The sequence below is a fragment of the Paraburkholderia pallida genome, assembly GCF_004524855.1.
Taxonomy (GTDB): domain Bacteria; phylum Pseudomonadota; class Gammaproteobacteria; order Burkholderiales; family Burkholderiaceae; genus Paraburkholderia; species Paraburkholderia oxyphila.
In genome coordinates, this window is the sequence record NZ_CP038151.1 from 857,215 (window position 1) to 879,844 (window position 22,630).

Here is a 22,630-nt window from a genome sequence, read left to right on the forward strand (position 1 = left end):
GAAGTTACGAAGCAAGCCGCTGCGCGGAGAAGCGCAGGCCGTCGAACAGCTTGGCGGCCACGCGCTCCGGAAACCCCTCCGGCAACGTGGCGGCCACTTCGTCGATGACTGCCGGGGTACGCGCGACCAGACGCTCGACGATAGGCGCGGCATCGGCGCCGTAGTGGCACAGCTGCGCGGTGGTGTCGAAATGCGCACGCTTGACGTCGCGCATACGATAGTGCCGCCCCTTGCCCCACATCGCCATCGCCAGCGTGGCCTTGTGCCACGACCATTGATTGCCGCCGTCGCCCTCCACGGGCCAGATCGACATGACGTCGTAGAGCGGCGCGAGCTGAAAGCGCCCACCCGGCAACAGCCGCAGGCTGAAATTCTTCGCATGGCCGTCGGGCGCGGCCATCATCCAGAAGACGATCTGCGCGGTGAGAAACGTTTCGATGTCCTCGCGCGCGGCTTGCGATTGGCGCAAAAGGTCAGCGATCTCGCGCACGCCAGGGCCGCCCTGGGATTCGTACTTGAAGTGCGGCGGCACGCCGAGCGCCTGGCAAAAATCCTCCTGTGGCAAGCGCAGCAGCGCGCCGCTGCGCGAAACGGCGCGGTCGAAGCGCTCGACGGCCAGCACTTTCTGCGCGCCGAATGTGGCGATGCGCGCCGATGATACGGGCAGCCCATAGGCCTTGAGCAAGGCCAGACAGAGCCACTCGTTCTCCACCGAGGTCAGAAAGTCCACCTTGCGATGGCCGATCAGGCCAAGCGGCAGCTTGAGGATATGCGTGGTAGGCGTGGCGCCGTGCGGCAGATGCCAGCGGCCCTCGTGATGGAGCAGCGCGGTCTTTTCCTGCGCGCCCGCGAGCGAGATGCGCAGCTCTTCGTCGGGGTCGCCCGTGCCGCCCGGCAGCGCGCCCGAGGTTTCGAGCAGGAGCCGCTCGATGGCGGCATCGTCGAGCGGCGTGCCCTCGATGCGTTCGATGCGCTCGGGCGTCTCGTCCTCGCCCAGCAATTGCACCGCGCCGACACAATCGCGTCCGATCGCCTTGAGCAGATCGAACGCACCGAGCGAGTCGGTGCCAAAGCGCGCCGCAATGCGCCGGCGAATGTGTGTGCTGTCGGGCAGCAGATTGTCGAAGTAGTTATAGACGCGCGCGCCGCGCAGCGGCCGCTCGCCCACGCCGAACGGCAGCGAGAGCGAAAGCGGCCGCCCCGCTGCCGAAGCCTTCCACTCCGGGTCGTAGCGCAGCTCGGTCTCGCCCGTGGGAGGCAGCGTCCAGGTGCCGACGCGCTCACCGTTGGCCCAGATCGAGAGCGTGCGCGAGTGCGATTTGCGCCCCATCGCCTACCACTCCGGCTGGTCTTCGCGCGCCTCGTAGAGCTCGCTCCGGTCGCGCGACTGCACGCACAGTTCGAGGTCGTAGAGCGCGAGCAGCGCGAGCATCTGGTTGAGCGAGATGCTCGCCGTGCCGGTGGTTTCTAGCGCGGACAGGCGCGGCTGCCCAATGCCGAGCGATGCGGCCGCCTGAGCCTGGGTCATGCCGCACGACTTTCTGGCCGAATGCAGGATCTCGGCGAGCCCCGTCGGCGTATGGACGATGATCTTCATGGGATATTCCTGTGAAGCATAAACCGATTATATGCCTGTGGACGATATCTTGACAATATCATTTACAAGCATAAACTGGGAATATCACCATAGCCAATATTGCGGAAACCTCCTCCAATCCGCACGCCAGGAGCATTGAACACCACCGCGCCGGGCGTCGCTACGCCGGGCATCGCCACGCCAGGCGTCGCCACGCTCACGCGGGCGTGGGCACCTCGTGCCGGAACGCTGCGCCCGCGTGGCGTTCCGGCAGCGTGTCGCCCGAGCCAAACAGCTTGTGGCGCAGCGTGCCCGCCTCGTACGCGGTCTTGTAGAGGCCGCGACTCTGCAACTCAGGGACGATCAGATCGACGAAATCCTCGTAGCTCTCCGGGACTACGGTGCGGCTCAGGTTGAAGCCGTCCACGCCGGCCTCTTCGACCCACGCCTGCAGTTCGTCCGAGACCTGCGCCGCACTGCCGACGATCGCCGGATATCGGCCGCCCAGCTCGAACATCTCCAGCAGCGCGCGGCGCGTCCAGCCGTGCTGCTTCGCCGTGCGCGAGGCCGACTCGATCGCATTGCCCCCGGCGTAATCGACCGGTGCATCGAGATCGTATTGCGCGTAGTCGATGCCCGTGCTCGCCGCGAAATGCGCGAGCCCCGCCTCGCGGCTCGCATAGTGGCGATAGTCGGCATACTTCTCGCGCGCCTCCCGCTCGGTCGCACCCGGCACCACCGCGGCGCCGACAAACACCTTCACGTCATCGGGGCGCCTTCCGGCGCGCACCATGTGCTCGCGCAGCGCGCGCACGGTCTCGCGTCCCACCGCGCGATTGGGCGGCGAGATGAACACGCATTCGGCGTGGCGCGCGGCAAAGCGCTGCCCGCGCCCCGAGCTGCCCGCCTGAAACAGCACCGGTGTGCGCTGCGGCGAAGGCTCGGCAAGATGGTAGCCATCGACGTTGTAATAACGCCCAGCGTGCTGCACGCGATGGACCTTCGCGGGATCCGCGTACACGCGCGCCGCCTTGTCGCGCAGCACCGCGTCCGCTTCCCAACTGCCTTCCCAGAGCTTGTAGAGCACCTCCAGGTATTCGTCGGCCCGCTCGTAGCGCTCGTCGTGCGGCAACTGCTCCGGCACGCCCATGGCGCGCGCCGCGCTGTCCAGATAGCCGGTCACGATGTTCCAGCCAATGCGCCCCTGGGTGAGGTGATCGAGCGTCGAAAAGCGCCGCGCAAGCAGATACGGCGCCTCATATGAGAGATTCACCGTCACGCCGAAGCCCAGATGCTGCGTGACGGCCGCCATCGCGGGCACCAGCAGCGTCGGGTCGTTCACCGGCAACTGGATCGACTCGCGCAGCGTCACGTCGACATTGCGTTGATACACGTCGTAGACGCCCACGATATCCGCGAGAAAAAGCCCGTCGAAGAGACCGCGTTCCAGCGTGCGCGCGAGATCGGTCCAATACGCCAGTTGCCGGTAATCGGTCGAACGGTCGCGCGGATGCGTCCACAGCCCATGATTGATATGCCCCACGCAGTTCATGTTGAACGCGTTGAGAAGGATCTCCTTGTCCGGATTGGCCATCACAAGGCTCCGTGCCGCGGCGGCAGCGCATCGTTCAGATAGAAGTTGCCGACAGCGTGATACTTCCAGCGCACGGGGTCGTGCAGCGTGTGCGTGCGCGCGTTGCGCCAGAAACGATCGAGCCCGAGACCGTCGAGCGTGGCCGCCGTGCCCGCGAGCTCGAAAAGGCGCGAGCCTGCCTCGAGCGAAACCGTCGTGGTGAGCGCGCGCGCTTCGGCCACGGCAATCGATGCCTCCGCTACGGTGCGCTCTCCCGGCGCGGTTTGTGCGGCGTCCACGTAGCGGCCTGCGCGGCGCACCAGCGCCTCGGCGGCGGCCAGACGCGCAGAAAGATCGCCGAATTGAACGAGCGTGAGCGGATCGTCGGCGGCGCGCTCGACTTTCGCGTCGATCCACGGGCGCGAGTGCTCGCGCACGAACTGCAGCGCCGCTTCGAAGGCGCCGCGCGCCTGCCCGAGATCGATGGCCGCGTGGAGGATCTGCGCAAGTGGCCCGATGGTCGTCGGCCGCTCGAACGAGGCCTGGAACGGCACGATCCAATCCTGCTCGACGCGCACGTCGTCGAACTGCACCGAGCCGCTGCCCGTCACGCGCTGGCCGAAGCCGTCCCAGTCGTCGGTGATCGTCACGCCCGGCGCGCCACGCGGCACGAACGCGAGATACGTCACGTCGCGGCCTGCTTCTTCGCTCACCACCAGCGTGGGAATCCAATGCGCGTAGAGTGCGCCTGTGCAATAGAACTTGCGTCCGTCGACGCGCCAGCCGCGCGCATCGCGCGAAAGCCGCGTGCGGCGCTGGAAATCCTTGTGGCCGATCTCGGCCAGCGCATTGCCGAAGCGCTCGCCCGCAAGCACGCGCCCGTAGAAGAAACGCTGCTGCTGCGCGCTCCCGCCCACGCGCAGCACTTCGAGCGCGTAGAAATGATTCTGCGGAATCTGCCCGAGCGAGCCGTCCGCCGCGGCGATGGTCGCCGTCACCTCTGCGAGCGTGCCGCTCTTCACGCCCGGGCCCCCATGCTCGCGCGGCACCGTGATCGTCCACAGCCCGCTCGCGACGAACGCATCGAGCTCGGCCCAGGGCAAACGGCGCTCACGATCGCGCAGCGCTGCGTCCTCTGCAAATGCATTCGCAAGACGTTGTGCAGTGGCAATCGCGTGTGCGTCGTCCTTGATGCGCCCCGGTGGATTCGAAGGTGCGTGCGCGGGGCGCGGCTCAGCCGTCTGGACAGGCGGCTCCAGAAGCGTGGAAGAAATTTCGACGTTCATGCTTCAGTTCCCTTCAGTCTTCATACGATGCTTCATCAGTTCCATGAATGTCGTGCGGGCAGCGCGCCGTTCAGGTGATAGTTGCCAAGCAGATGCAGCTTCCAGCGCACGGGGTCGTGCAGCGTATGCGTGCGCGCGTTGCGCCAATGCCGGTCGAGGTTGTGTGCGGCGCGCGTGGCTGAGGAGCCGGCAAGCTCGAAGAGCTTTTCGCTCGCTTCCAGCGCGATGCGCGTGGTCAGCACCTTTGCGCGTGCCACGGCTACCGAAGCGCGCGCGCTCGCTTCGGCACTGAGGCCATCGCCGAACGCATCGGCGGCGAGCCCATCGAGCGTGCGGCCCGCTTCGAGCAATACTTCGCGCGCCGCGTGCAGATCGATTTGCAGCCGTCCAATATCGGCGATGATGTAGGGGTCGTCCGCCGCGCGGGCCACGCCCGAATCCACCCACGGCCGGGCACGCTCGCGCACGAAGTTCAGCGCGTCGGCAACCGCCGACTCGGCGATGCCCTGATCGATCGCCGCCTGGATCAACTGCGAAGTGGGCCCGTACAGGCCTGGACGGTCCGAGAGTTGCCAGATCGGCAGGACGTCTTCGGGATCGATGGCAACGTTGTCGAAGCGCACGGTACCGCTTGCCGTCGTGCGTTGTCCGAATGAACTCCAGTCGTCGATCACGGCGAGACCGGGCGCGTTACGCGGCACCCAGACCTGTACGGCGCGCCCCTGCTCGTCGATGGCGCGCGTGGGCACGCGGTGCGCGAACAGCGCGCCCGTCGAGTAAAAACGCTCGCCGTTCAGTCTCAAGCCTTCGGACGTTGTGGACAAACGCGTCGCGCCTTGCAGGATCGTGGCGGAAGCGGCGGAGCGGCGCTCGGGCCCAGCATTGCCAAGGCGCTGCCCCGCCAGCACTTCGCCGTAAAAGCGCGCCTGCTGCACGGGAGTACCGATCTCGCGCAGGATACCCAGCACGCCGAAATGATTTTGCGGAATCTGGCCAAATGCAGGATCGGCCGCGCAGAGCAGCACGAATACTTCGGCGAGCGTCGCGTACGAAACATCGGCGCCGCCGAACGCACGCGGCACCGTAATCGCGCCCAGGCCGCTTTCGGACCAGCTATCGAGTTCGTCCCATGGCAGCACGCGTTCGCGATCGCGCTGCGAGGTGCCGGGGGCGATGGTTTGCGCGAGCGTATGGGCTGCCGCGAGCGCTTCGGCATCGTTCGCAATGCGGCGCACGCGGCGCGGATCGGGAAGCCGCGGCTGACGCGCCGCGGCGTTGGAGAATTCACTAGTCGGCATGGCAATTCGAACTGATCGGGTTAGCGTCCCGCTCGCGTCGTACAGCGCTGGGCGGGTCCCGCTAATCATTTGAACAGCGCAACGCACAATCCCCTACTAGTTAATCCACGATTGCATATGACGATTATGGCTATGCGCGCATGCACGCCGGGCAATCGTCGGCCCGTGCCTGCTTGGCACCGGCCGGCCGGTAATCTTCGCTGTCGATGTCGTAGCCCGAAGGCTCCCAGCGGATCGCTAGCAACACGAGCAATGAAGCGAGCGGCGCAATCGCGATCACCCAGAACACTTTCGTGCCGAGCGCCGCTGCCAGCACCGGAAAGAGAAACAGCGAAACAGTGGACGCCGAGCGCACCAGCGTCTGATTGAAGCCCACGCCTATGCCACGCAGCGAGGTGGGATAGCTGAGCGAGGCATACGTCATCGAATGCGAGCCGGGCCCGAATCCCTGAGCGAACAGATACGCCCCCAGCAGCACGATGGCGAGCGCGACGAACGTCCCATTCGACGGATGGCCGATCAGCGCGAGGCCAACCAGCGCGCTCACCTGCAGCGCGTGCCCGAGCACGGTCATCTTCCATGCTCCCACCGTGGGCGCGGCGCGCACGCCAATCAGGCCGCCCACGAACGCGAACAGCAGATTGAGCAGCAGCGAAGCGACGATGGTGGTGAGCGGCCCCTGCTGAAGAAAACTCGCAATGATCACGGGCAGGCCGAAGATGATCGCGTTGTAGCCGAACGAAGACGCCGCGCCTATGGTCGCCGCGAGTATCGTGCGGCGCCGGTAAGTGGCGTTGAACAGTACGCCATAGTTGCGCCACGAAGCGGCGTGCGGCGCGTGAGCGGGCACTGAATCGCCCGCCGCCTCGCCCACGTTGCGCTCGACCACAGCGTCGACACCCCAGGACTGCTTCAGGATGAGAGCGGCCCCTTCCAGATCGCCTTGATTCGCGGCCCACACCGGCGACTCGCTGATATAGCGGTGCCGCACGAGAATGATGACGATCGCCGGCACCGCGCCGAACGCGAGCGTCAGGCGCCAGAGCCAGCCCGAATGATGCGCGGGCAGCACCGCGTAGAGCGCAAGTATCAGCAGATAGCACGTGCTCGTGGCCGCGTACCACGCGGGGCACCATGCCGCGACGCTCGCCGCCTTGTTGCCGCGCCCGGCCACGCGCGAGAACTCCGCGAGGAACGCCATCGCCACCGGCAAGTCGAGCCCCACGCCGAAACCCATCAGGAAGCGTGCGCCGCCCAGCACCCACGCGTTGGGCGCAAGGCCCGCGATTATCGCGGCAACGACGAAGAACAACATGTCGGCCATGAAGACGCGATAGCGTCCGATGCGGTCGGTGAGATAGCCGCCGAACAGCGCGCCCAGGATCGCGCCGAACGCGATCGCAGCGGAAACGAAACCCACCTGCGCGGGCGAGAGCGCGAATTCGCGCGCGATGTCTTTTACGCCATACGCGAGCGACGTGAGATCGTAGGCGTCGAGAAACACGCCGCCCAGTGCGATCGCGATAACGGCGCGCGTCCTGTTGCCCTGCGCGGGGCCCGCGTTGACAATGCGTGCGACGTCTTCGGCAGAGCGGATAACGAGGTGTGGATGAACGGCATCGGTGGCGGCGGCCGCGCGCGCGTCGATGCCGCCGTCGCGCGAAGGAAAGGCTAAGGTGGACATGAGCGAAACCCGTATGAATGGCGTTCGCAGCATCGTAGACATAGCCCGGCACGCGGCAAAACGACGTTTTCGCATATGCTTTGCGCCCGTTGCGAAAACCGGCATGCAAGCCGCCCACGGGGCGCTATGCACTTGCCGTGCAGTGCTTATCGGCGCACATGCAATAAACATTGCGCGCGAAATTGTTTGGCCATCGTGCGGGCGCCCTCTAGCATCGCCACATCGTTCACCACCTCACGGGCACACACGCATGAACAAGAACAAGAGAACACTGTTGGCAACGGGGCTTGCCTCGCTCGCGCTCATCGCCGGCGCGACGCTCATGCCGTCAGCACAGGCGGCGCAAACCGTGCGCGTGGGCATCATGTCCGGCGAAGACGAAGACGTCTGGCGCGTGGTGGCCGCCAATGCCGCCCAGCACGGCATCGAGGTCAAGGTGAGCACCTTCTCCGACTACACGCAGCCCAACGAGGCACTCACCGAGCACGACCTCGACGCCAACGCGTTCCAGCACAAGCCGTATCTGGATGCGCAAGTCGCCGCCCGCCACTACGCGATCGTGCCCGTGGGCTTCACCTACGTGCAGCCGATCGGCCTTTATTCGCGCAAGCATTCTTCAGTCGCAGCGCTGCCGACGGGCGCAACCATCGGCGTGCCGAACGATCCGAGCAACGAGGGCCGCGCGTTGTTGCTGCTGCAATCGCAGGGTCTCATCACGCTGCGCAGCGACGTTGGCCTGCTTCCCACCGTTCGCGATATCGCAAGCAATCCGAAGCAACTCAAGATCAAGGAACTCGATGCGGGCATCGTCGGGCGTGCGATCGGCGACCTCGATGCCGCCGTGGTCAATACCGACTGGGCGATCAAGGCCGGCATCCGCATTCCGCAAGAGCGCATCGCGCAGGAGAAGGTAGACGGTAGCCCGTACCGCAACTTCATCGCCGTCAACGAGAAGGACGCGAATGCACCCTGGGTGCGCACGCTCGTCGCCAGCTATCAGCAGCCGAACGTCGCCGCCAAGATTCGCGCCGTGTATCACGGCGCCACCCTGCCCGCCTGGAACGGCGCGCCGCAGCAATAACACCGCGCACAGGCCGCGCCCGAAACCAGTCCAAGCGGCAGAAGCGGTTTTCGCCCTACACTGCAAGGCATCGGCCGCGAGCCGCGTCAGCGCGCTCCGGCCCCCGATTCACGCCTGCAAGGAGTGCCGCCATGCACACGAAAACCGTGAAGATTCCCGGCCCGGACCATCCCATCACGATCGAGCCCAGCCCGTTGCGCGTGGTCGTGAAGGTCGCGGGCAAGACCGTCGCCGATACGCGCCGGGCGCTGATGCTGCGCGAGGCGAACTACCCGGCCGTGTTCTACGTGCCGCGCGAAGACGCCGACATGTCGCTGCTCGCGCGCACAGACCATGCCACCTGGTGCCCTTATAAGGGCGACTGCAGTTACTACTCGATCGTGCCGGGCGGCGAGCGCTCGATCAACGCGGTGTGGACCTATGAGACGCCACACGACGCCGTCGCGCAAATCAAGGACCATCTGGCCTTCTATCACGACCGGGTGGATTCCATTGAGGAACTCGACGCCTGAAGAAGACGGCGCAGCTTCCCGGCGCACCCTCAGCGCGCCTTTTGCGCGGCGGGCACGCCGACCAGCAACGCCACGCCGCTCGCCACCAGCAGCGCGGTCAGCACGTATAGCGCGCTGTCCATGCTGCCCGTATGCGTCTTGATGAGCCCGATCGCCCACGGACTCACGATCCCGCTCGTAATGCCAATACTGCTGATGAGCGCGATGCCCGCGGCGGCCGCCTTGCCCGTGAGATAGGCGGACGGCACCGCCCAGAAGATCGGCAGCGCGGCGAAGATCAGCACGGCGGCCACCGAGAGAATCGCCATCATCGTGGCAAAGCTCGCCAGGTGCAGCGTGAGCAACGACAGCGCGATGCCGCCGCCGACGGTGCACGCCGCGAAATGCCAGCGGCGCTCGCCGCGCCGGTCGGAGCGGCGAGCGATCAGCATGAGGCCTACCGCGCCCACGGCGTTCGGAATCACGGTATAGAGGCTGATCGCCAGCACGTCATGCACGCCGAAATCGCGGATCATCAGCGGCATCCAGAAGTTGAGCGTGAGCGAAGCGCAGGTCAGCGAAAAATAGATGAACGCAAACAAATAGACACGCGGATTGCACAGCGCCGCGCCGAACGAGCGTGACGAATGCGATGTTGCAGGCGTGGCCGTGCCCATGGCTACGCCGTCACGCTGCGCGATCAAGTGGGCTTTTTCCGCATCGCTGAGCCAGCGCGCCTGCTGCGGGCCATCGACGAGCCAGAACGCCGCCATCAGACCAAGCAGCACGGCGGGCAGGCCCTCGATCACGAACATCCAGCGCCAGCCTTCCAGCCCCATCACGCCGCCCATGTCGCGCATGATCCAGCCCGACACGAGCCCGCCCAGCACGCCGGCAACCGCGACGCCCGCGAAAAAGATCGAGAACACCGCGGCACGCCGGCGCGCCGGAAACCAGTAGGTCAGATACAGCACGATGCCAGGGAAGAAACCCGCCTCGAATACACCTAGCAGGAAACGCAGCGCGTAGAAGTGCGTAGGCGTATGCACGAACATCATGCAGGTCGATGCGACACCCCACAGCAGCATGATGCGCATGAACGTGCGGCGCGCGCCAAAGCGCGCGAGCAGCATGTTGCTGGGCACTTCGCAGAGCACATAGCCCACGTAGAAGATGGCGGCGCCGAGCCCGTACATCGCGTCGCTGAAGCCGAGGTCGTGCTTCATCTGCAGCTGCGCGAAGCCGATGTTGATGCGGTCGAGGAACGACACGACGTAGCAGACGAACAGAAACGGAATGACATGCCACGAGACTTTGCGGTACAGCAGGTCGTCGCTGGTTTGGGACATGCCCGTCTGGGACATGCCCGTTTGGGACATGCCCGTCTGGGACGTTCCCGTCTGGGAGGCGACGACGAGCGTGGGGGCGGACGCGCGGTCCGTGGTGATCGATTGCGGCATGTACCTGTCTCCAAACTTTGAGGGGAGATCAGCGCCATGCGGATCTCCGTTCAGTGGCGTCTAGCGCGCCTTGGGAATGACTCGATGAAAGCTCCGGAAGATCCAGCCCCAGACTCGGGGACAAGCAAATGCCGCATCGCAGCATGCCTGCATTGCGACGACAACCCACTTGCAACTACCGTGTGCGCATCATAGGAGTGCAAGAATTTATTTGTCAATAGCAAATCAATTTGTCAAAAGTAAACTCGCGTAGCCATCGTGGCTGCTGCGGCTTCCAGACAGCCGCACTCGCCACCGGATTGCGTGCGCACGTCTATGCTTCGTCTGGTGCCCAGGACGGCAAGCTAGCCAACACCCACGGCGCCGCGCTGCGGCGTCTCCAGGAGATCTTCATGAAAGCCATCAAGCTGATCGCGCCCGCCGGGCTCGACAATCTCAAGCTCGTGGATATCGCCGCGCCAGGCGAGCCGCAGGCGGGGGAGATCCGCGTGCGGCTGCACGCCAGTTCGCTGAACTACCACGACCTGGGTGTCGTCCTCGGGTATATGGGCGCCGCCGACGGGCGCATTCCCATGTCCGACGGCGCGGGCGTAGTCGAAGCCGTGGGGCCGGGCGTGAGCGAATTCGCCGTGGGCGATCACGTGGTATCCACGTTCTTCCCACCCTGGCTCGACGGCGAGCCCACGATCCCCGACTTCTCCGCGACGCCCGGTGACGGTGTCGACGGCTACGCGCGTGAAGCCGTGGTCGCGCCCGCCACGGCGTTCACGCACAGCCCGCGCGGCTACAGCCACGCCGAAGCGGCCACGCTCACGACGGCCGGGCTGACCGCCTGGCGCGCGCTGGTGGTGGACGGCGCGCTCAAGGCCGGTGCAACGGTTTTGGTGCTGGGTACCGGCGGCGTGTCGATCTTCGCGCTGCAGCTCGCCAAGGCGATGGGCGCGACGGTGATCGCCACGTCCTCATCCGACGAGAAGCTCGAACGCGCCCGGGAGCTTGGCGCGGACCACACGATCAACTATCGACGCGAGCCGCAATGGGCGCAGAAGGTGCTGGAATTCACGGACGGACGCGGCGTCGATCACGTGGTCGAGGTAGGTGGCCCAGGCACGCTCGAACAGTCCATTCTGGCTACGCGAGTCGGCGGCCATATCGCGTTGATCGGCGTGCTGACCGGTCTCGCGGGCCCGGTGCCTACCGCTACGATGATGCGCCGCCAGCAGCGCCTGCAGGGTTTGATCGTCGGGAGCCGCCAGCACCAGATCGACCTCGTGCGGGCCCTCGACGCGACTGGCGTCAAGCCGGTGATCGACCGTTCATTCCCGCTGGAGGCAATCGCCGATGCGTTCCGGCTGCAGCAAGCAGGCGGGCACTTTGGGAAGATTGTTCTGGAGTACTGATGCATTAAGTGCGGGCGTACCTCCCGGGCTCGCGGACTATCCGATGGACACACTCTTCGTGACCTGGTGCGCGGGCCCCCATTGCAACGGCGCGACGCGCGGAGCAATCCGCCTCGCGCGGCTCGGCCGCCCGGTCAAGATCATGATCGGCGGCGTCACGGGATGGCTGGACGAAGGGTTCGAGCTGGACAACAGCGAGGCCAAGGCGTGACCTGCCGTGCGCCGCAAGCGGTGCCCTTCGGCAAGCCACCGCTCCACTACACTCGCGTCTGCACCCCATTCACTCTTTGACTCATCACTCAAACCATGATCACCTGCACCCTGCGCTACGTCATCGACCCTTACCGCCTGGCCGAATTCGAAGCCTACGCAAAGATGTGGATCCCGCTCGTCGAGAAGTTCGGCGGCCAGCATCACGGCTATTTTCTGCCCTCCGAAGGCGCCAATAACATCGCGCTCGCGCTGTTCTCGTTTCCGAGCCTCGCCGCATACGAAAGCTACCGCACGCAATCCCAAAGCGATCCCGCCTGCCAGGCCGCCTTTCAGTACGCAAACGATACACGTTGCATAGTCAGCTATGAACGCAGTTTCATGCGTCCTGTATTCGGGTAGGATGCGGGTTATGCACCGCGCCATCCGCGCGGCGGCCACCCCACTTCACTGCTCCCGACATGCAACAAGGCACTCAAGCAACCGCCGCCAGCTTTGCCACAATGGGCGTCGACCTGCTCGACTTCTTCGACGTCACGCCCACATCGCTCTGGCTCGAAGACTATAGCCAGTTGCGCGCCTTGTTCGGACGCTGGCGCGAAGCGGGCGTCACGAATCTGCGCGCGTGGCTGGAAGGAGACCCGCGCCGTGTGGCCGAGTGCTCGGCGTGCATCCGCGTGCTGAAGGTCAACCAGCAGACGCTCGCACTCTATGGCGCGCGCAACCATGAGGAACTCACCGCGCGTCTTTCCGACGTGCTGCGCGACGACATGTTTCAGGCGCACGTGGGAGAACTCGAGCAAATGTGGACGGGCGGCACGACGTTCCAGAGCAAGAGCGTGAACTACACGCTCGGCGGCCGGCGCATGGACATCCTGCTGCGCGGCGTCATCTTGCCCGGGCACGAAAACGACTGGAGCCGGGTGCTCGTCTCGATCGAAGACGTGTCCGCGCTCGAAGAGGCGCGCCATCGCGCCCACCTGAGCGAGCAATACGCGCACGGCATCTTCGAGCACGCGCCGGTATCGCTGTGGGTCGAGAATTTCAGGGCCATCCGCCAGTTGCTCGACGAAGTGCGCATGCAAGGCATCGTCGATTTCAGGACGTTCACGGATGTGCACCCCGACTTCGTCGAGCGTTGCATGAGCGAAATTCAGGTCATCGACGTCAATCACTACACGCTCGGCATGTACCGCGCGCCCGACAAGGCCATGCTGCTCTCGCGCCTGCCCGAGGTGTTCCGCGACGACATGCGCCCGCACTTCCGCGAGCAGCTGCTCGACCTGTGGGAGGGCCGCCTCTTCCAGCAGCGCGAGGTCGTCAATTACGCGCTTGATGGCTGCGAGCTCAACGTCCATCTGCAATTCTCGGTGTTTCCGGGCCACGAACAGGACTGGGACCTCGTCCTGCTCGCGCTCACCGACATCACGGCGCGCAAGAAGGCCGAAGCCTACCTCGAATTCCTCGGCAAGCACGACGTGCTCACGAAGCTGAAGAACCGTTCGTTCTACGTGGACGAAATGAACCGCCTGCAGCGCAAGGGGCCGTTCCCGGTGAGCGCGATCGTAGTGGACATGGACAACCTGAAGGCCGTGAACGACCAGTTGGGCCATGCCGCCGGCGACGCGCTGCTACGCCGCGCAGGCGAGGTGCTGGCAAAGGCCATTCAGAAGCCTTACCACGCGGCGCGCATCGGCGGCGACGAATTCGTGGTGCTGATGCCTGGCGCCGACCTGCGCGACGCCGAACTGGTGGCGGACAGCATCGCGAAACTTGTCGAATTGAACAACCAGTTCTACGGCGGACCGCGCCTGAGCTTTTCGCTGGGCTGGGAGAGTTGCGAGGAAGGTGAAAGCGTGGAGGCGATGTTGCGTGCCGCCGACTCGGCCATGTATGAGGCCAAGCGACGCCGCAACGAACTGCATCGCCCTGGCGTGGACGGCGAGCGCCTGCACAGCCCGGCAGCCAAAGACGACGCATGAATTCGACTCGGGCGCGTCGCCCTTAATCACGAGCGTCACGAGGGTCGCGAGCGGCACATGCGATTACGCGAACGCGTAGTAGCTGCTTGAAAAGCTGTATTGAATTGAAATAAACCGACAATCACGCGGACACCTTAGCGATTCGGCGCCGCAAAAAAGACCACCGGGAGCGAGGCGTCATACGCCCTGCTCCCGGCTTACGATGTGCCCTGCCGCCGCGGCTGCACGGCAATCAACCGTGCAGCCGCGCACACGAGCAACAAGATAGCGAGGACAGCCATGCGCCGCCCCCGCTATCTTGCCTCACACGCGTGCGCGCACGCAGCGGCGGCCTGCATCACGCCGCGTTGACGGCGTCCTTGAAAGCCTTGCCGGCCGTGAACTTCACCGTCTTCGCCGCAGCGATCTGGATTTCCGCGCCCGTAGCCGGGTTGCGGCCCACACGAGCAGCACGCTGGCCGGTCGAGAACGAGCCGAAGCCGACGAGCTGCACGGAATCGCCCGACGTGACCGCCTTGGTGACCACTTCGAGGATCGCGTCGATTGCGGCTCCGGTGGCTGCCTTGGTCTCGCCCGTGCTTGCGGCGACTGCGTCAATGAGTTCCTGTTTGTTCATCTGCTACCTGTATTGAGTTGAGAAAACCTGCATACCCTACCTCACGCGAGCCAAACAGGCAAATCGCGTTGCATATGGAAACGCAAAGCACACGGGGCTTACAGCCCGTCAGCGCCCCTGGAATGATTCGTGCAAGCGATTTTCTCGCCGATTTTGTGACCATTTAGCGTCATTTTACAAAAACCAGCGATATTCTCGCGCGCCGATCACATTCATAAAATCGAGGTGATCCTGCCGTTTATTTTCGCAATAAACCATGGTGAAGTCGTCGCCGAGTCCCTCGCGCACCCCGGCATGCCCGCGCATGGCGGCCACCGCCGAAAGCATGTCGCCCGGAAAATCGATGCCGCTCGAGCGGTCCTCGTTGAGCGGCGCGATCGGTTCGCGGCCCGCTTCCAGGCCGTGCTCGATGCCGGCGAGGATAGCTGCGAGCACGAGATACGGGTTGGCGTCGGCGCCAGCGAGCCGGTGCTCGATACGCAGATTCGCTTCGTCGGACTCGGGAATGCGGATGCAGGCATCGCGGTCCTCGAAACCCCAGCTCGCGCGGCTCGCCGCGTTGACCATCGCGCCATAGCGCCGGAATGCATTGTGATTGGGCGCGAAGATGGGCATGCAATGTGGCAGCAACGCGAGGCAGCCTGCTACCGCATGACGCAGCGCGCGTCGCTCGCGCGCCGCCAGCACGTTGCGGCCCGCCTCGTCGTAGAGACTCACGTGCACGTGCATGCCGCTGCCCGGCACGTCGAGCAGCGGCTTCGACATGAAGCTCGCCCGATAGCCGTGCCGTAACGCCACGCCACGCGTGCTACGGCAAAAGAGCGCGGACCAGTCCGCCGCGCGCAGCGCGTCGTCGCAATGGCCGAAGTTGATTTCGAACTGCCCTGGCCCGAGCTCGGCGGTGATGACCGTCGCATCCACGCCCTGTTCGCGCGCGGTCTCGACCATCTCGTGCAGCACCGGCGAAAAACGCGAAAGCCGCTCGATATGCATGTTCGGCTGATCGTCTTCGTCGTCGGATAGCGCATCGCGTGCATGCTGCGGTAGCCCTTCGCGCAGCTTCGCGTCGAACAGATAGAACTCCAGCTCGAACGCGACTACCGGCTTCAGACCGCGCCGCGCAAAGCGATCGAGCACGCGCGCGAGCACCTGGCGCGGCTCGAACGCGATGGGCGTTGCGGTGCCGTCCGAGGTCATCAGCATCTGCGCGAGCGGCTGCCGCTCCCAGCGCACCGGCTTGAGCGTGCCGGGAACGAGGCGGCGCGCCACATCGGGGTCGCCGTCGTGGAAGCAATATTCCCCGATCGGATACACGCCGCCTTGCGCACCGAGCAGGATGCAGTTTTGCGGCACCTTGAGCAGCGAGCCGGCCGCCACTTTCTCTAGCATGGCGATGGGATAGCGCTTGCCGTAGAAATGCCCGGGAATGTCGAGGGAAATCAGGTCGACGTATTGCACGTCGGGATGAGCCGCACGAAAGGCGCGTACTTCGCTCAGGAGGTCAGTTGCGATGGCACTCACTTCGGGTTCCTCGTTAGCGAGAGAGGGTGGACCTGCTGTTTAATATGGACTCCAAATCATGACGCAAGCGCGCGCTCCGGCAACGCGCACGCTCTTGAATCAGGCGGGCATCGAGCCAGGCGTCAGGTGAACACCCACAGCACGCGTGCGTCCTTGTCAGAGCGATTCGCGTAACTGAAGCGGCAGCGTGCCGGCAGCTGAAAGCTGTCGCCAGCCTTGAGCGTGACCTCTTCGCCCTCGCCATCGAGCCAGATGGTGAGCTCGCCTTCGAGCACGAAACCGCCCTGCTCGTCGCTGTCGTCCACGGGGCGTTCGCCGCTCGTGGCGCCCGGCTCCAGCAAACTCTCCAGCATCGAGAAGCCCGAGGACATGCTCGGCGAGACCAGCACGTCGGTAATGCCGCCGCCGTAATAGAGCGTGCGCCGCTCGCCGGGGCGCGTGACCCACGGCAGTGCGCGCGGCTTGCTCACACTGTAGAAGTACGTGGTGGGCGTTTGCAGCGCCTCGCCGATGGCGGTGAGATCCGCGACGGTGGGCCGCGACATGCCGCGCTCGACCTGCGAGAGAAAGCCCACCGATCGGCCGATCCGTTGCGCAAGCTCGGCCAGCGTTACCTTCTTGTGCTTGCGCAGATCGCGAATGAGGATCGCGAGTCCTTCTATCTCTTCGTCCCTGTCCATGCCGGATACCTCTGTCAAACTACATCGCGCATGCGATACCACAGCTTGCCGAGCGCCTCGAGCGGCGCGGCCAGCGCGTCGCCGCCCGGGAAACGCGGATTATGGATGCCTTCGTAGAGCGAGAGCAAGCGCGTGTCGCCGAGGATAGCATCGGACACCGCGCGCGCCGCGGCCAGCGTCGGCAGCACGCCATGCCCCGAGAAGCCCTGCAGCCAGTAGCGCCCGCGCGCGTGGCCCACGTCGGGCGTGCGCCGGATGCTGATGTCGATATGGCCGCCCCATGCGTATTCGAGCTCGATGCCGCGCAGTTGCGGGTAGACGCGTTCGAGGCTCGGCCGGATCGCCGCGCGAATGTCTTTGGGGATGCCGCCGAGATAGGTGCACGCACCACCGAACAGCAGCCTGTTGTCGGGGCTCAGCCGGAAATAGTCGGGCACGAACTGGTTGTCGATCACGCAACTGTTGCGCGGCAGGAGCGAACGCGCCAGTTGCGGGTCGAGCGGCACGGTCGCCACCTGATACGTGCCAACGGGCAAGACGCGGCGCGCAAGCTCGCGGTCGAGCCGGTCGATATACGCATTGCACGCGAGCACGAGCGTATTCGCGCGAATCAGGCCACCGGGCGTAGTCGCGACGAATCCGGTCTGCGTTTCGCGCCATTGCTGCACGCGGGTCTGCTCGAAGATGCGCCCACCCGCACGTTCGATGGCGGCGGCAAGGCCGAGCGCGAGCTTGAGCGGATTGAGATGGCCGGCCTCGGGGTCGTAGAGCGCCGCGAGATAGCGCCGGCTACCCACCCATTCGGGCATCTCCTGCTCGGGAATGACGCGCAGCGCATCGTAGCCCCACTTGCGGGCGGCATCGTCGCGCGCCTCCTCCAGCAGGGCGATGCGGTTGCGCTTGACCGCGGTCCACAGGCTGCCGGGCCGGTAGTCGGCGTCGAAACCGTGCCGCCCGGGCAGTTCGCGCACCTCGCGCGCCGCCCAGCGCATGCTCTCCCACAGCTCGCGCGCACCTTCGCGGCCCAGCGACTGCTCGATCGGAGGCATATCGCACGACCAGCCGAGCAGCGCCTGGCCGCCGTTGCGCCCCGATGCGGCCCACGCCACCCGGCTTGCTTCCACGACAACCACGCGCCGGCCAGCGAGTGCGAGGCGCAATGCCGTATGCAGCCCGCTGAAACCGGCCCCGACGATCAGCACATCGGCATCGCACTCGCCCGCCAATGCCGGGCGCGCGGGCACCTCGCCGGGCAAGGTGCGGGCGTAGTAGCTCTCTACGTGCTGGGTCGATTCGACGAACATGGTGGCATCCGTGAAATTTTGTTTTCGAAATTTCATGAAAAATTATCACAACAATTTCACGAATGCAAATTGCGTTCTACTCCAGCCTTCACTGATGCGCTGCCCAGTCTGACGAACTCGAGTTGTTCTCGCGCTCACAAACTATCGCGCTGCCTCAGGTACCGTTGTGGGCTGGCGCCTAGCGTCTTCCTGAACATCGAGGTGAAAGCACTCGGACTCTGATAGCCGAGTTCGGCGGCTACCGTCGCAACAGGCGCCCCCTGCGCAAGCCGGGCGACAGCCTCGACCAGCCTCAGATGCTGCCGCCATTGGCCGAAGCTCAAGCCGGTCTCATCGCGAAAGAGTCGCGCCAAAGTCCGTGTGCTCGCTCCCACGCGCGCGCCCCAAACGTCGATCGTGTCGTTGTTCTCGGGGCATAGCAGCAATTGCTCGCAAACCGCGCGCAAGCGCCGGTCGTCGGGAAGCGGGAGCCTTCCGCTCAAAGCCGGCAATGCGCGCGCTAACTCGTGCATGAAAAGCGGCAGCGCGAGTTCGGTGCGCTGCGTCTCGCTGCTGTCAGTGTCCACCGCCAATGCAACCAGCAGTGCATCCAGCAACTGCCCCACCTGCACGACCCTGCACTGCGTCCAGGCCTTGAACTGCGGTGCCGCATCCGCATCGACATAAGCGGTACGCGCGGTGACATCGCCGATCGCGTGCAGCTCGTGGAGCATGCCCGGCGGCATCCAGATCGCCTGGAATGGCGCGAGCGTCCAGATGCCGTGCGGCGTGACGGCACGGGCCACGCCACGCGTCACATAGATGAGTTGCGCCTCCTCATGGGCATGCCACGCATCGCGAAAACCATCTTCGAAGTCCCACATGCGCGCGACGACGGGGTTCTGCGTATCGGTCCGGATCGGCAGGAAGCGGCGCCGCCACGCGGCTTCCAGAATTTCAAACTTTTCCGTTTTCATCGAGATTCAGCAACAAAATGGCACGATTGCGATAGATGTTGTCATTACGTCGGGTGTCGGTCGCAGGTAAGCTTTCAACTGTCCTGCCGGGTGCAAGACCCGTCTCTAAATCGTAATAGTTCTCATTCTTACACAGTCCGATGCGTAATCTGCCCTGCTCCCTGGCCGTCAGACGACGAGTGCCGCCTCTGTTCGCCGCCGGGGCCAGCTTCGCTTGTGTGCTGGCGCGTTGCAGGCAGAAAAGACAAGGCAACAACAGCTGACGGGTAGAGCCGGGAGCCAACCCGCACAGCAACACAGCGCCACACGCTAAATACAGAGGATTAACCGCCTTCCGTTGCACGACATCCCGTTGTCGCAGCGCGCCCGCTGTTTGCCTTCTGAAAGGCGTATCCGCGCACTGGCCGGTCCGTACCGGCCAGATGGATCGCAAACCCAAGCCGCCCGGACAGCGCAACACACCCAACAACACGCAGAGGCCGCGACCGTCGAGGTCCGTCCTCCTTGACCACGGCTTGCCCAGCGGGCGGGCCGCACACACTACTGGAGAGCAAAAACCGATGGAATGGGCAACCAGCACGCGCTTGCGCGCGATTTCGGCCGCCGCCTGCACGGCGTTCTACGCGGCGGCCGCAAGCCACGCCTGGGCACAGGCCCAGCCGCCGCAGAACGTGACTGAATCACCGCACGCATCGGACAGTGGCCCGAAAAGCGCGCCCGCGAGCGGCACGCATCAGCCCGGCGCAACCGACGCGACCTTGCCCTCGATTCACGTCTCGGGGAATGCCGGCAATGCGGCAACCGTGGGACTCGTGGCTCGCCGCAGCACGACGGGCACGAAGACGGACACCCCCATCAACGAGATCCCGCAGACGATCAACGTCGTCACCGCCGAACAGATCGAGATGACGCGCGCAACCGATATCAATCAGGCGCTGCGCTACGTGCCGGGCTTTTCCAGCTACGGCACGGACAATCGTTCGGACTGGTACTCGGCGCTGCGCGGCTTTACGCCGACGCTGTTCGTCGATGGCCTTTCGGTGCCCAACACGATCAATCTGGCCAGCTGGCGCGTCGACCCCTATATGATCGACAGCCTCACTGTGCTGCGCGGCCCGACCTCGGTGCTCTACGGGCAAGGGGACCCGGGCGCCATCGTCGATGTGCAGAGCAAGCTCGCCAATGGCGAGCGCACGCGCGAGATGGAACTGCAGATCGGCAACTTCGCGCGCAAGCAGATCGCCTTCGATATCGGCGACACGATCGACAAGGACGGCACGCTCTCATACCGCGTGGTCGGTGTCGCCCGCGACGGCAATGCGCAGCTCGGTCCGAACGCCGATCAACGCGTGGCGCTCGCGCCTTCCGTCAAATGGCAACCGAGCGCCGCCACGTCGTTCACGCTCTATGCAACCTATCTGCAGGACTGGACCGACACGGCCAGCAATTTCCTGCCGGCAAGCGGCACCGTGCTGCCCAATCCGTATGGCGTGATCTCGAACGATCTCTATGTTGGCGATCCGGACTTCGACCGCTACGACAAACGGCAAGCGTCGATCGGCTACAAGTTCGAGCACCAGTTCAACGACATATGGACGGTCCGGCAGAGCGCGCGCTTCATGCACCTCTCGACCAACGACTGGTCGGTGTACGGCGGCGGCCTGGACGATGCCGACCCGACCATGGCGTCGCTCACGCGCTACGCCGGTATTTTTCAGTTCAACTACAACCGCTTCGACGTCGACAATCAGGCCGTGGCGAAATTGCGCACGGGTGAACTGGACCATACCGTGCTGACCGGTTTCGAGTACAACCGCCAGACGACGACCGACAGCGAACAACTGGCGCTCGCCCCGGACCTGAACCTGTTCAACCCGGTCTATACGCCGGTCACCTCGGCCATCTTCTCTTCGCCCAGCGCCTATCCGCGTACCGACGTCAAGAGTTCGATGGACGAGTTCGGCGTGTACCTGCAGGATCAGATCAAGTGGCGCCGCTGGGTGTTCACGCTCGGCGGCCGCCAGGACTGGTCCATCACCACGCAGAACGATCTGATGGGCGGCACGCAGCAGACCCAGGCCGATCACGCCTTTACCGGACGCGCCGGCCTGACCTTCCTCGGCGACTATGGCTTGTCGCCGTACCTCAGCTACTCGACGTCGTTCAACCCGCTGCTCGGCGTGAGCATGGCCAATGGCGCGATTGCCGAACCCACGCGCGGACGCCAGCTCGAGCTGGGCAAACGCTGGCAGCCGCCAGGCAAGAATCTGATGCTCAACGCGGCGCTCTATCAGATCAATCAGACCAATGTGGCGACGCCTAACCCGGCGGATCCCACGCTCAGCACCTACGTGCAGACCGGCGAAGTGCGCTCCCGGGGATTCGAGTTCAGTGCAGTCGGCAAGCTGACGCACAATCTCTCGATCATCGCGGCGTATGCGTATCAAGACGTGAAGAACATCGAGGCGAACGACGACTCGCTGAACAAGTGGCCAGTCGATATCCCGCGTCCGCGCCAAATGGCGTCGTTGTGGGCCGACTGGACCTGGCACGTGGGCGCGCTCGCCGGGCTGGGCTTTGGCGCGGGCGTGCGCTATCAAAGCTCGGTTGCGGGCGCGGCGGACAACTCAATCTCGGTGCCCAGCTATACGCTCTACGATGCGGCCATCCACTACGACGTGCGCGACTGGCGCTTCGCGATCAACGCGACGAACATCTTCGATCGGCGTTACGTCGCAGGGTGCCAGTCGTCCGCGGTGTGCATCTACGGCAATCCGCGCACGGTTATTGCATCGGCGCGGTACAACTGGTAAGCGGGCAAGCGGCTCTCGGGCGGTCCGCAGCGCTCACGTCTGTGGATTCGCCCTGCTTCACGCTAACGAGCCGATGCCCGATTGTTGATAATTTTCGATACCGACCTTGTCGATCAGGCCAAGCTGGGTTTCCAGCCAGTCGACGTGATCCTCCGTAGCGTCGAGAATCTCGACGAAAATTTCTCTCGACACGAAGTCCCGAACGGATTCGCAGTAGGCGATGGCTTCCTTGCATTGCGCCTGTGCGGTCTGTTCGAGCTTGAGATCGCACTCGAGGATCTCGCGCGTGTTCTCGCCGATCAGGAGCTTGCCCAGGTCCTGCAGATTGGGCAGTCCGTCGAGCATGAAAATCCGCTCGATCAATTTGTCGGCATGCTTCATTTCCTCAATCGACTCGTCGTATTCATGCTTGCCGAGTGCTTCGAGACCCCAGTGCTTGTAGAGCCGCGCGTGCAGGAAATACTGATTGATGGCCGTCAGTTCGTTCTTGAGTTCGGCGTTCAGATATTCGATAACTTTCGGATCGGCTTGCATGGCTCTTCCTCCTGGCGTCGGCGCGTTAAGGCGAGGAAACGGTTCAAAACAGCATAGACCCTGGACGCCGACGGCGCACAAACGAGAACGGCAACGAGAAGAGTTTTCATTCTCTCGCGCTCATACGCCTGGACAGGGGGCGCGCCGACTTGCCTGAAACCGTGG

20 protein-coding genes and 1 pseudogene are annotated in these 22,630 nt (G+C 64.6%); 7 read left to right on the plus strand and 14 right to left on the minus strand.

The window, feature by feature from the left end; genetic code table 11:
- Positions 1 to 4: 4 nt before the first annotated feature.
- The 6 genes from E1956_RS38650 to E1956_RS38675 form a co-directional block, all read right to left on the minus strand.
- Positions 5 to 1,330, minus strand: a complete 1,326-nt coding sequence (locus tag E1956_RS38650; RefSeq protein WP_134758602.1) for a type II toxin-antitoxin system HipA family toxin — start codon at positions 1,328 to 1,330, stop codon at positions 5 to 7.
- A gap of 3 nt (positions 1,331 to 1,333) precedes the next feature.
- Positions 1,334 to 1,597, minus strand: a complete 264-nt coding sequence (locus E1956_RS38655) for a helix-turn-helix domain-containing protein (protein ID WP_134758603.1) — start codon at positions 1,595 to 1,597, stop codon at positions 1,334 to 1,336.
- Between the two features lie 196 nt (positions 1,598 to 1,793).
- Positions 1,794 to 3,170 (minus strand): LLM class flavin-dependent oxidoreductase, encoded by a 1,377-nt coding sequence (locus tag E1956_RS38660; RefSeq protein ID WP_134758604.1) that lies wholly within the window; start codon positions 3,168 to 3,170, stop codon positions 1,794 to 1,796.
- On the minus strand, positions 3,170 to 4,435 hold the full coding sequence (locus E1956_RS38665) for an SfnB family sulfur acquisition oxidoreductase (protein ID WP_134758605.1): 1,266 nt from the start codon (positions 4,433 to 4,435) through the stop codon (positions 3,170 to 3,172). The genes E1956_RS38660 and E1956_RS38665 overlap by 1 nt, the downstream gene beginning before the upstream one ends.
- 35 nt (positions 4,436 to 4,470) lie before the next feature.
- Positions 4,471 to 5,733, minus strand: coding sequence for an SfnB family sulfur acquisition oxidoreductase (locus tag E1956_RS38670; protein ID WP_134758606.1), 1,263 nt, complete (start codon positions 5,731 to 5,733; stop codon positions 4,471 to 4,473).
- 130 nt (positions 5,734 to 5,863) lie between these two features.
- A complete protein-coding gene (locus tag E1956_RS38675; RefSeq protein WP_134758607.1) occupies positions 5,864 to 7,417 on the minus strand; it encodes an MFS transporter in 1,554 nt (517 codons plus the stop codon).
- A 250-nt stretch (positions 7,418 to 7,667) separates the two neighbouring features.
- On the opposite strand from E1956_RS38675, the gene E1956_RS38680 reads away from it, so the two are divergent.
- Entirely contained in the window at positions 7,668 to 8,498 is an 831-nt protein-coding gene (locus E1956_RS38680; protein ID WP_134758608.1) for a MetQ/NlpA family ABC transporter substrate-binding protein, read from the plus strand.
- Positions 8,499 to 8,629: 131 nt separating this feature from the next.
- Entirely contained in the window at positions 8,630 to 9,010 is a 381-nt protein-coding gene (locus tag E1956_RS38685) for a DUF427 domain-containing protein (RefSeq protein ID WP_134758609.1), read from the plus strand.
- Positions 9,011 to 9,039: 29 nt separating this feature from the next.
- Here the strand turns inward: E1956_RS38685 and E1956_RS38690 are convergent, their stop codons facing one another.
- Positions 9,040 to 10,368 (minus strand): MFS transporter, encoded by a 1,329-nt coding sequence (locus E1956_RS38690; protein ID WP_134759640.1) that lies wholly within the window; start codon positions 10,366 to 10,368, stop codon positions 9,040 to 9,042.
- 473 nt (positions 10,369 to 10,841) lie between these two features.
- On the opposite strand from E1956_RS38690, the gene E1956_RS38695 reads away from it, so the two are divergent.
- From E1956_RS38695 to E1956_RS38710, 4 genes and pseudogenes are all read left to right on the plus strand, one after another.
- Entirely contained in the window at positions 10,842 to 11,849 is a 1,008-nt protein-coding gene (locus tag E1956_RS38695) for a zinc-dependent alcohol dehydrogenase family protein (protein WP_134758610.1), read from the plus strand.
- A gap of 28 nt (positions 11,850 to 11,877) precedes the next feature.
- Positions 11,878 to 12,060, plus strand: a pseudogene (locus E1956_RS38700) (rhodanese-like domain-containing protein); the annotation flags it as partial.
- Between the two features lie 95 nt (positions 12,061 to 12,155).
- Complete coding sequence (locus tag E1956_RS38705) at positions 12,156 to 12,461, plus strand: NIPSNAP family protein (protein ID WP_133196637.1); 306 nt, start codon at positions 12,156 to 12,158, stop codon at positions 12,459 to 12,461.
- Between the two features lie 59 nt (positions 12,462 to 12,520).
- Positions 12,521 to 14,041, plus strand: coding sequence for a sensor domain-containing diguanylate cyclase (locus tag E1956_RS38710; RefSeq protein ID WP_418789363.1), 1,521 nt, complete (start codon positions 12,521 to 12,523; stop codon positions 14,039 to 14,041).
- Between the two features lie 337 nt (positions 14,042 to 14,378).
- Here E1956_RS38710 and E1956_RS38715 read toward each other — a convergent pair whose 3' ends face one another.
- The 6 genes from E1956_RS38715 to E1956_RS38740 all read right to left on the minus strand — a co-directional run bounded on the left by E1956_RS38715 (position 14,379) and on the right by E1956_RS38740 (position 19,461).
- Positions 14,379 to 14,657, minus strand: coding sequence for an HU family DNA-binding protein (locus tag E1956_RS38715; protein ID WP_028217477.1), 279 nt, complete (start codon positions 14,655 to 14,657; stop codon positions 14,379 to 14,381).
- Between the two features lie 174 nt (positions 14,658 to 14,831).
- Positions 14,832 to 16,178, minus strand: coding sequence for a glutamine synthetase family protein (locus tag E1956_RS38720; protein WP_134758611.1), 1,347 nt, complete (start codon positions 16,176 to 16,178; stop codon positions 14,832 to 14,834).
- Positions 16,179 to 16,300: 122 nt separating this feature from the next.
- Entirely contained in the window at positions 16,301 to 16,858 is a 558-nt protein-coding gene (locus E1956_RS38725; RefSeq protein WP_028217479.1) for a helix-turn-helix domain-containing protein, read from the minus strand.
- A 14-nt stretch (positions 16,859 to 16,872) separates the two neighbouring features.
- A complete protein-coding gene (locus E1956_RS38730; RefSeq protein WP_134758612.1) occupies positions 16,873 to 18,162 on the minus strand; it encodes an NAD(P)/FAD-dependent oxidoreductase in 1,290 nt (429 codons plus the stop codon).
- Between the two features lie 134 nt (positions 18,163 to 18,296).
- Positions 18,297 to 19,118 (minus strand): AraC family transcriptional regulator, encoded by an 822-nt coding sequence (locus E1956_RS38735; RefSeq protein ID WP_134758613.1) that lies wholly within the window; start codon positions 19,116 to 19,118, stop codon positions 18,297 to 18,299.
- Positions 19,099 to 19,461 (minus strand): hypothetical protein, encoded by a 363-nt coding sequence (locus E1956_RS38740; protein WP_134758614.1) that lies wholly within the window; start codon positions 19,459 to 19,461, stop codon positions 19,099 to 19,101. The genes E1956_RS38735 and E1956_RS38740 overlap by 20 nt, the downstream gene beginning before the upstream one ends.
- Before the next feature lie 217 nt (positions 19,462 to 19,678).
- Here E1956_RS38740 and E1956_RS38745 point away from each other — a divergent pair, with 217 nt between their 5' ends.
- Positions 19,679 to 21,931 (plus strand): TonB-dependent siderophore receptor, encoded by a 2,253-nt coding sequence (locus tag E1956_RS38745; protein ID WP_134758615.1) that lies wholly within the window; start codon positions 19,679 to 19,681, stop codon positions 21,929 to 21,931.
- Positions 21,932 to 21,988: 57 nt separating this feature from the next.
- On the opposite strand, the gene bfr is transcribed toward E1956_RS38745, so the two are convergent.
- Positions 21,989 to 22,465, minus strand: coding sequence for a bacterioferritin (gene bfr / locus E1956_RS38750; RefSeq protein ID WP_134758616.1), 477 nt, complete (start codon positions 22,463 to 22,465; stop codon positions 21,989 to 21,991).
- Positions 22,466 to 22,630 lie beyond the last annotated feature (165 nt).

What these genes read in the sequence shown, in the direction of transcription:
- E1956_RS38715 (WP_028217477.1), bottom strand. Translation starts at nt 14,657, where the DNA reads ATGAACAAACAGGAACTCATTGACGCAGTCGCCGCAAGCACGGGCGAG.
- E1956_RS38735 (WP_134758613.1), bottom strand. Translation starts at nt 19,118, where the DNA reads ATGAAAACGGAAAAGTTTGAAATTCTGGAAGCCGCGTGGCGGCGCCGC.
- E1956_RS38745 (WP_134758615.1), top strand. Translation starts at nt 19,679, where the DNA reads ATGGAATGGGCAACCAGCACGCGCTTGCGCGCGATTTCGGCCGCCGCC.
- E1956_RS38665 (WP_134758605.1), bottom strand. Translation starts at nt 4,435, where the DNA reads ATGAACGTCGAAATTTCTTCCACGCTTCTGGAGCCGCCTGTCCAGACG.
- E1956_RS38670 (WP_134758606.1), bottom strand. Translation starts at nt 5,733, where the DNA reads ATGCCGACTAGTGAATTCTCCAACGCCGCGGCGCGTCAGCCGCGGCTT.
- E1956_RS38725 (WP_028217479.1), bottom strand. Translation starts at nt 16,858, where the DNA reads ATGGACAGGGACGAAGAGATAGAAGGACTCGCGATCCTCATTCGCGAT.
- E1956_RS38730 (WP_134758612.1), bottom strand. Translation starts at nt 18,162, where the DNA reads ATGTTCGTCGAATCGACCCAGCACGTAGAGAGCTACTACGCCCGCACC.
- bfr (WP_134758616.1), bottom strand. Translation starts at nt 22,465, where the DNA reads ATGCAAGCCGATCCGAAAGTTATCGAATATCTGAACGCCGAACTCAAG.
- E1956_RS38675 (WP_134758607.1), bottom strand. Translation starts at nt 7,417, where the DNA reads ATGTCCACCTTAGCCTTTCCTTCGCGCGACGGCGGCATCGACGCGCGC.
- E1956_RS38690 (WP_134759640.1), bottom strand. Translation starts at nt 10,368, where the DNA reads ATGTCCCAAACGGGCATGTCCCAGACGGGCATGTCCCAAACCAGCGAC.
- E1956_RS38685 (WP_134758609.1), top strand. Translation starts at nt 8,630, where the DNA reads ATGCACACGAAAACCGTGAAGATTCCCGGCCCGGACCATCCCATCACG.
- E1956_RS38705 (WP_133196637.1), top strand. Translation starts at nt 12,156, where the DNA reads ATGATCACCTGCACCCTGCGCTACGTCATCGACCCTTACCGCCTGGCC.
- E1956_RS38655 (WP_134758603.1), bottom strand. Translation starts at nt 1,597, where the DNA reads ATGAAGATCATCGTCCATACGCCGACGGGGCTCGCCGAGATCCTGCAT.
- E1956_RS38660 (WP_134758604.1), bottom strand. Translation starts at nt 3,170, where the DNA reads ATGGCCAATCCGGACAAGGAGATCCTTCTCAACGCGTTCAACATGAAC.
- E1956_RS38710 (WP_418789363.1), top strand. Translation starts at nt 12,521, where the DNA reads ATGCAACAAGGCACTCAAGCAACCGCCGCCAGCTTTGCCACAATGGGC.
- E1956_RS38650 (WP_134758602.1), bottom strand. Translation starts at nt 1,330, where the DNA reads ATGGGGCGCAAATCGCACTCGCGCACGCTCTCGATCTGGGCCAACGGT.
- E1956_RS38680 (WP_134758608.1), top strand. Translation starts at nt 7,668, where the DNA reads ATGAACAAGAACAAGAGAACACTGTTGGCAACGGGGCTTGCCTCGCTC.
- E1956_RS38695 (WP_134758610.1), top strand. Translation starts at nt 10,842, where the DNA reads ATGAAAGCCATCAAGCTGATCGCGCCCGCCGGGCTCGACAATCTCAAG.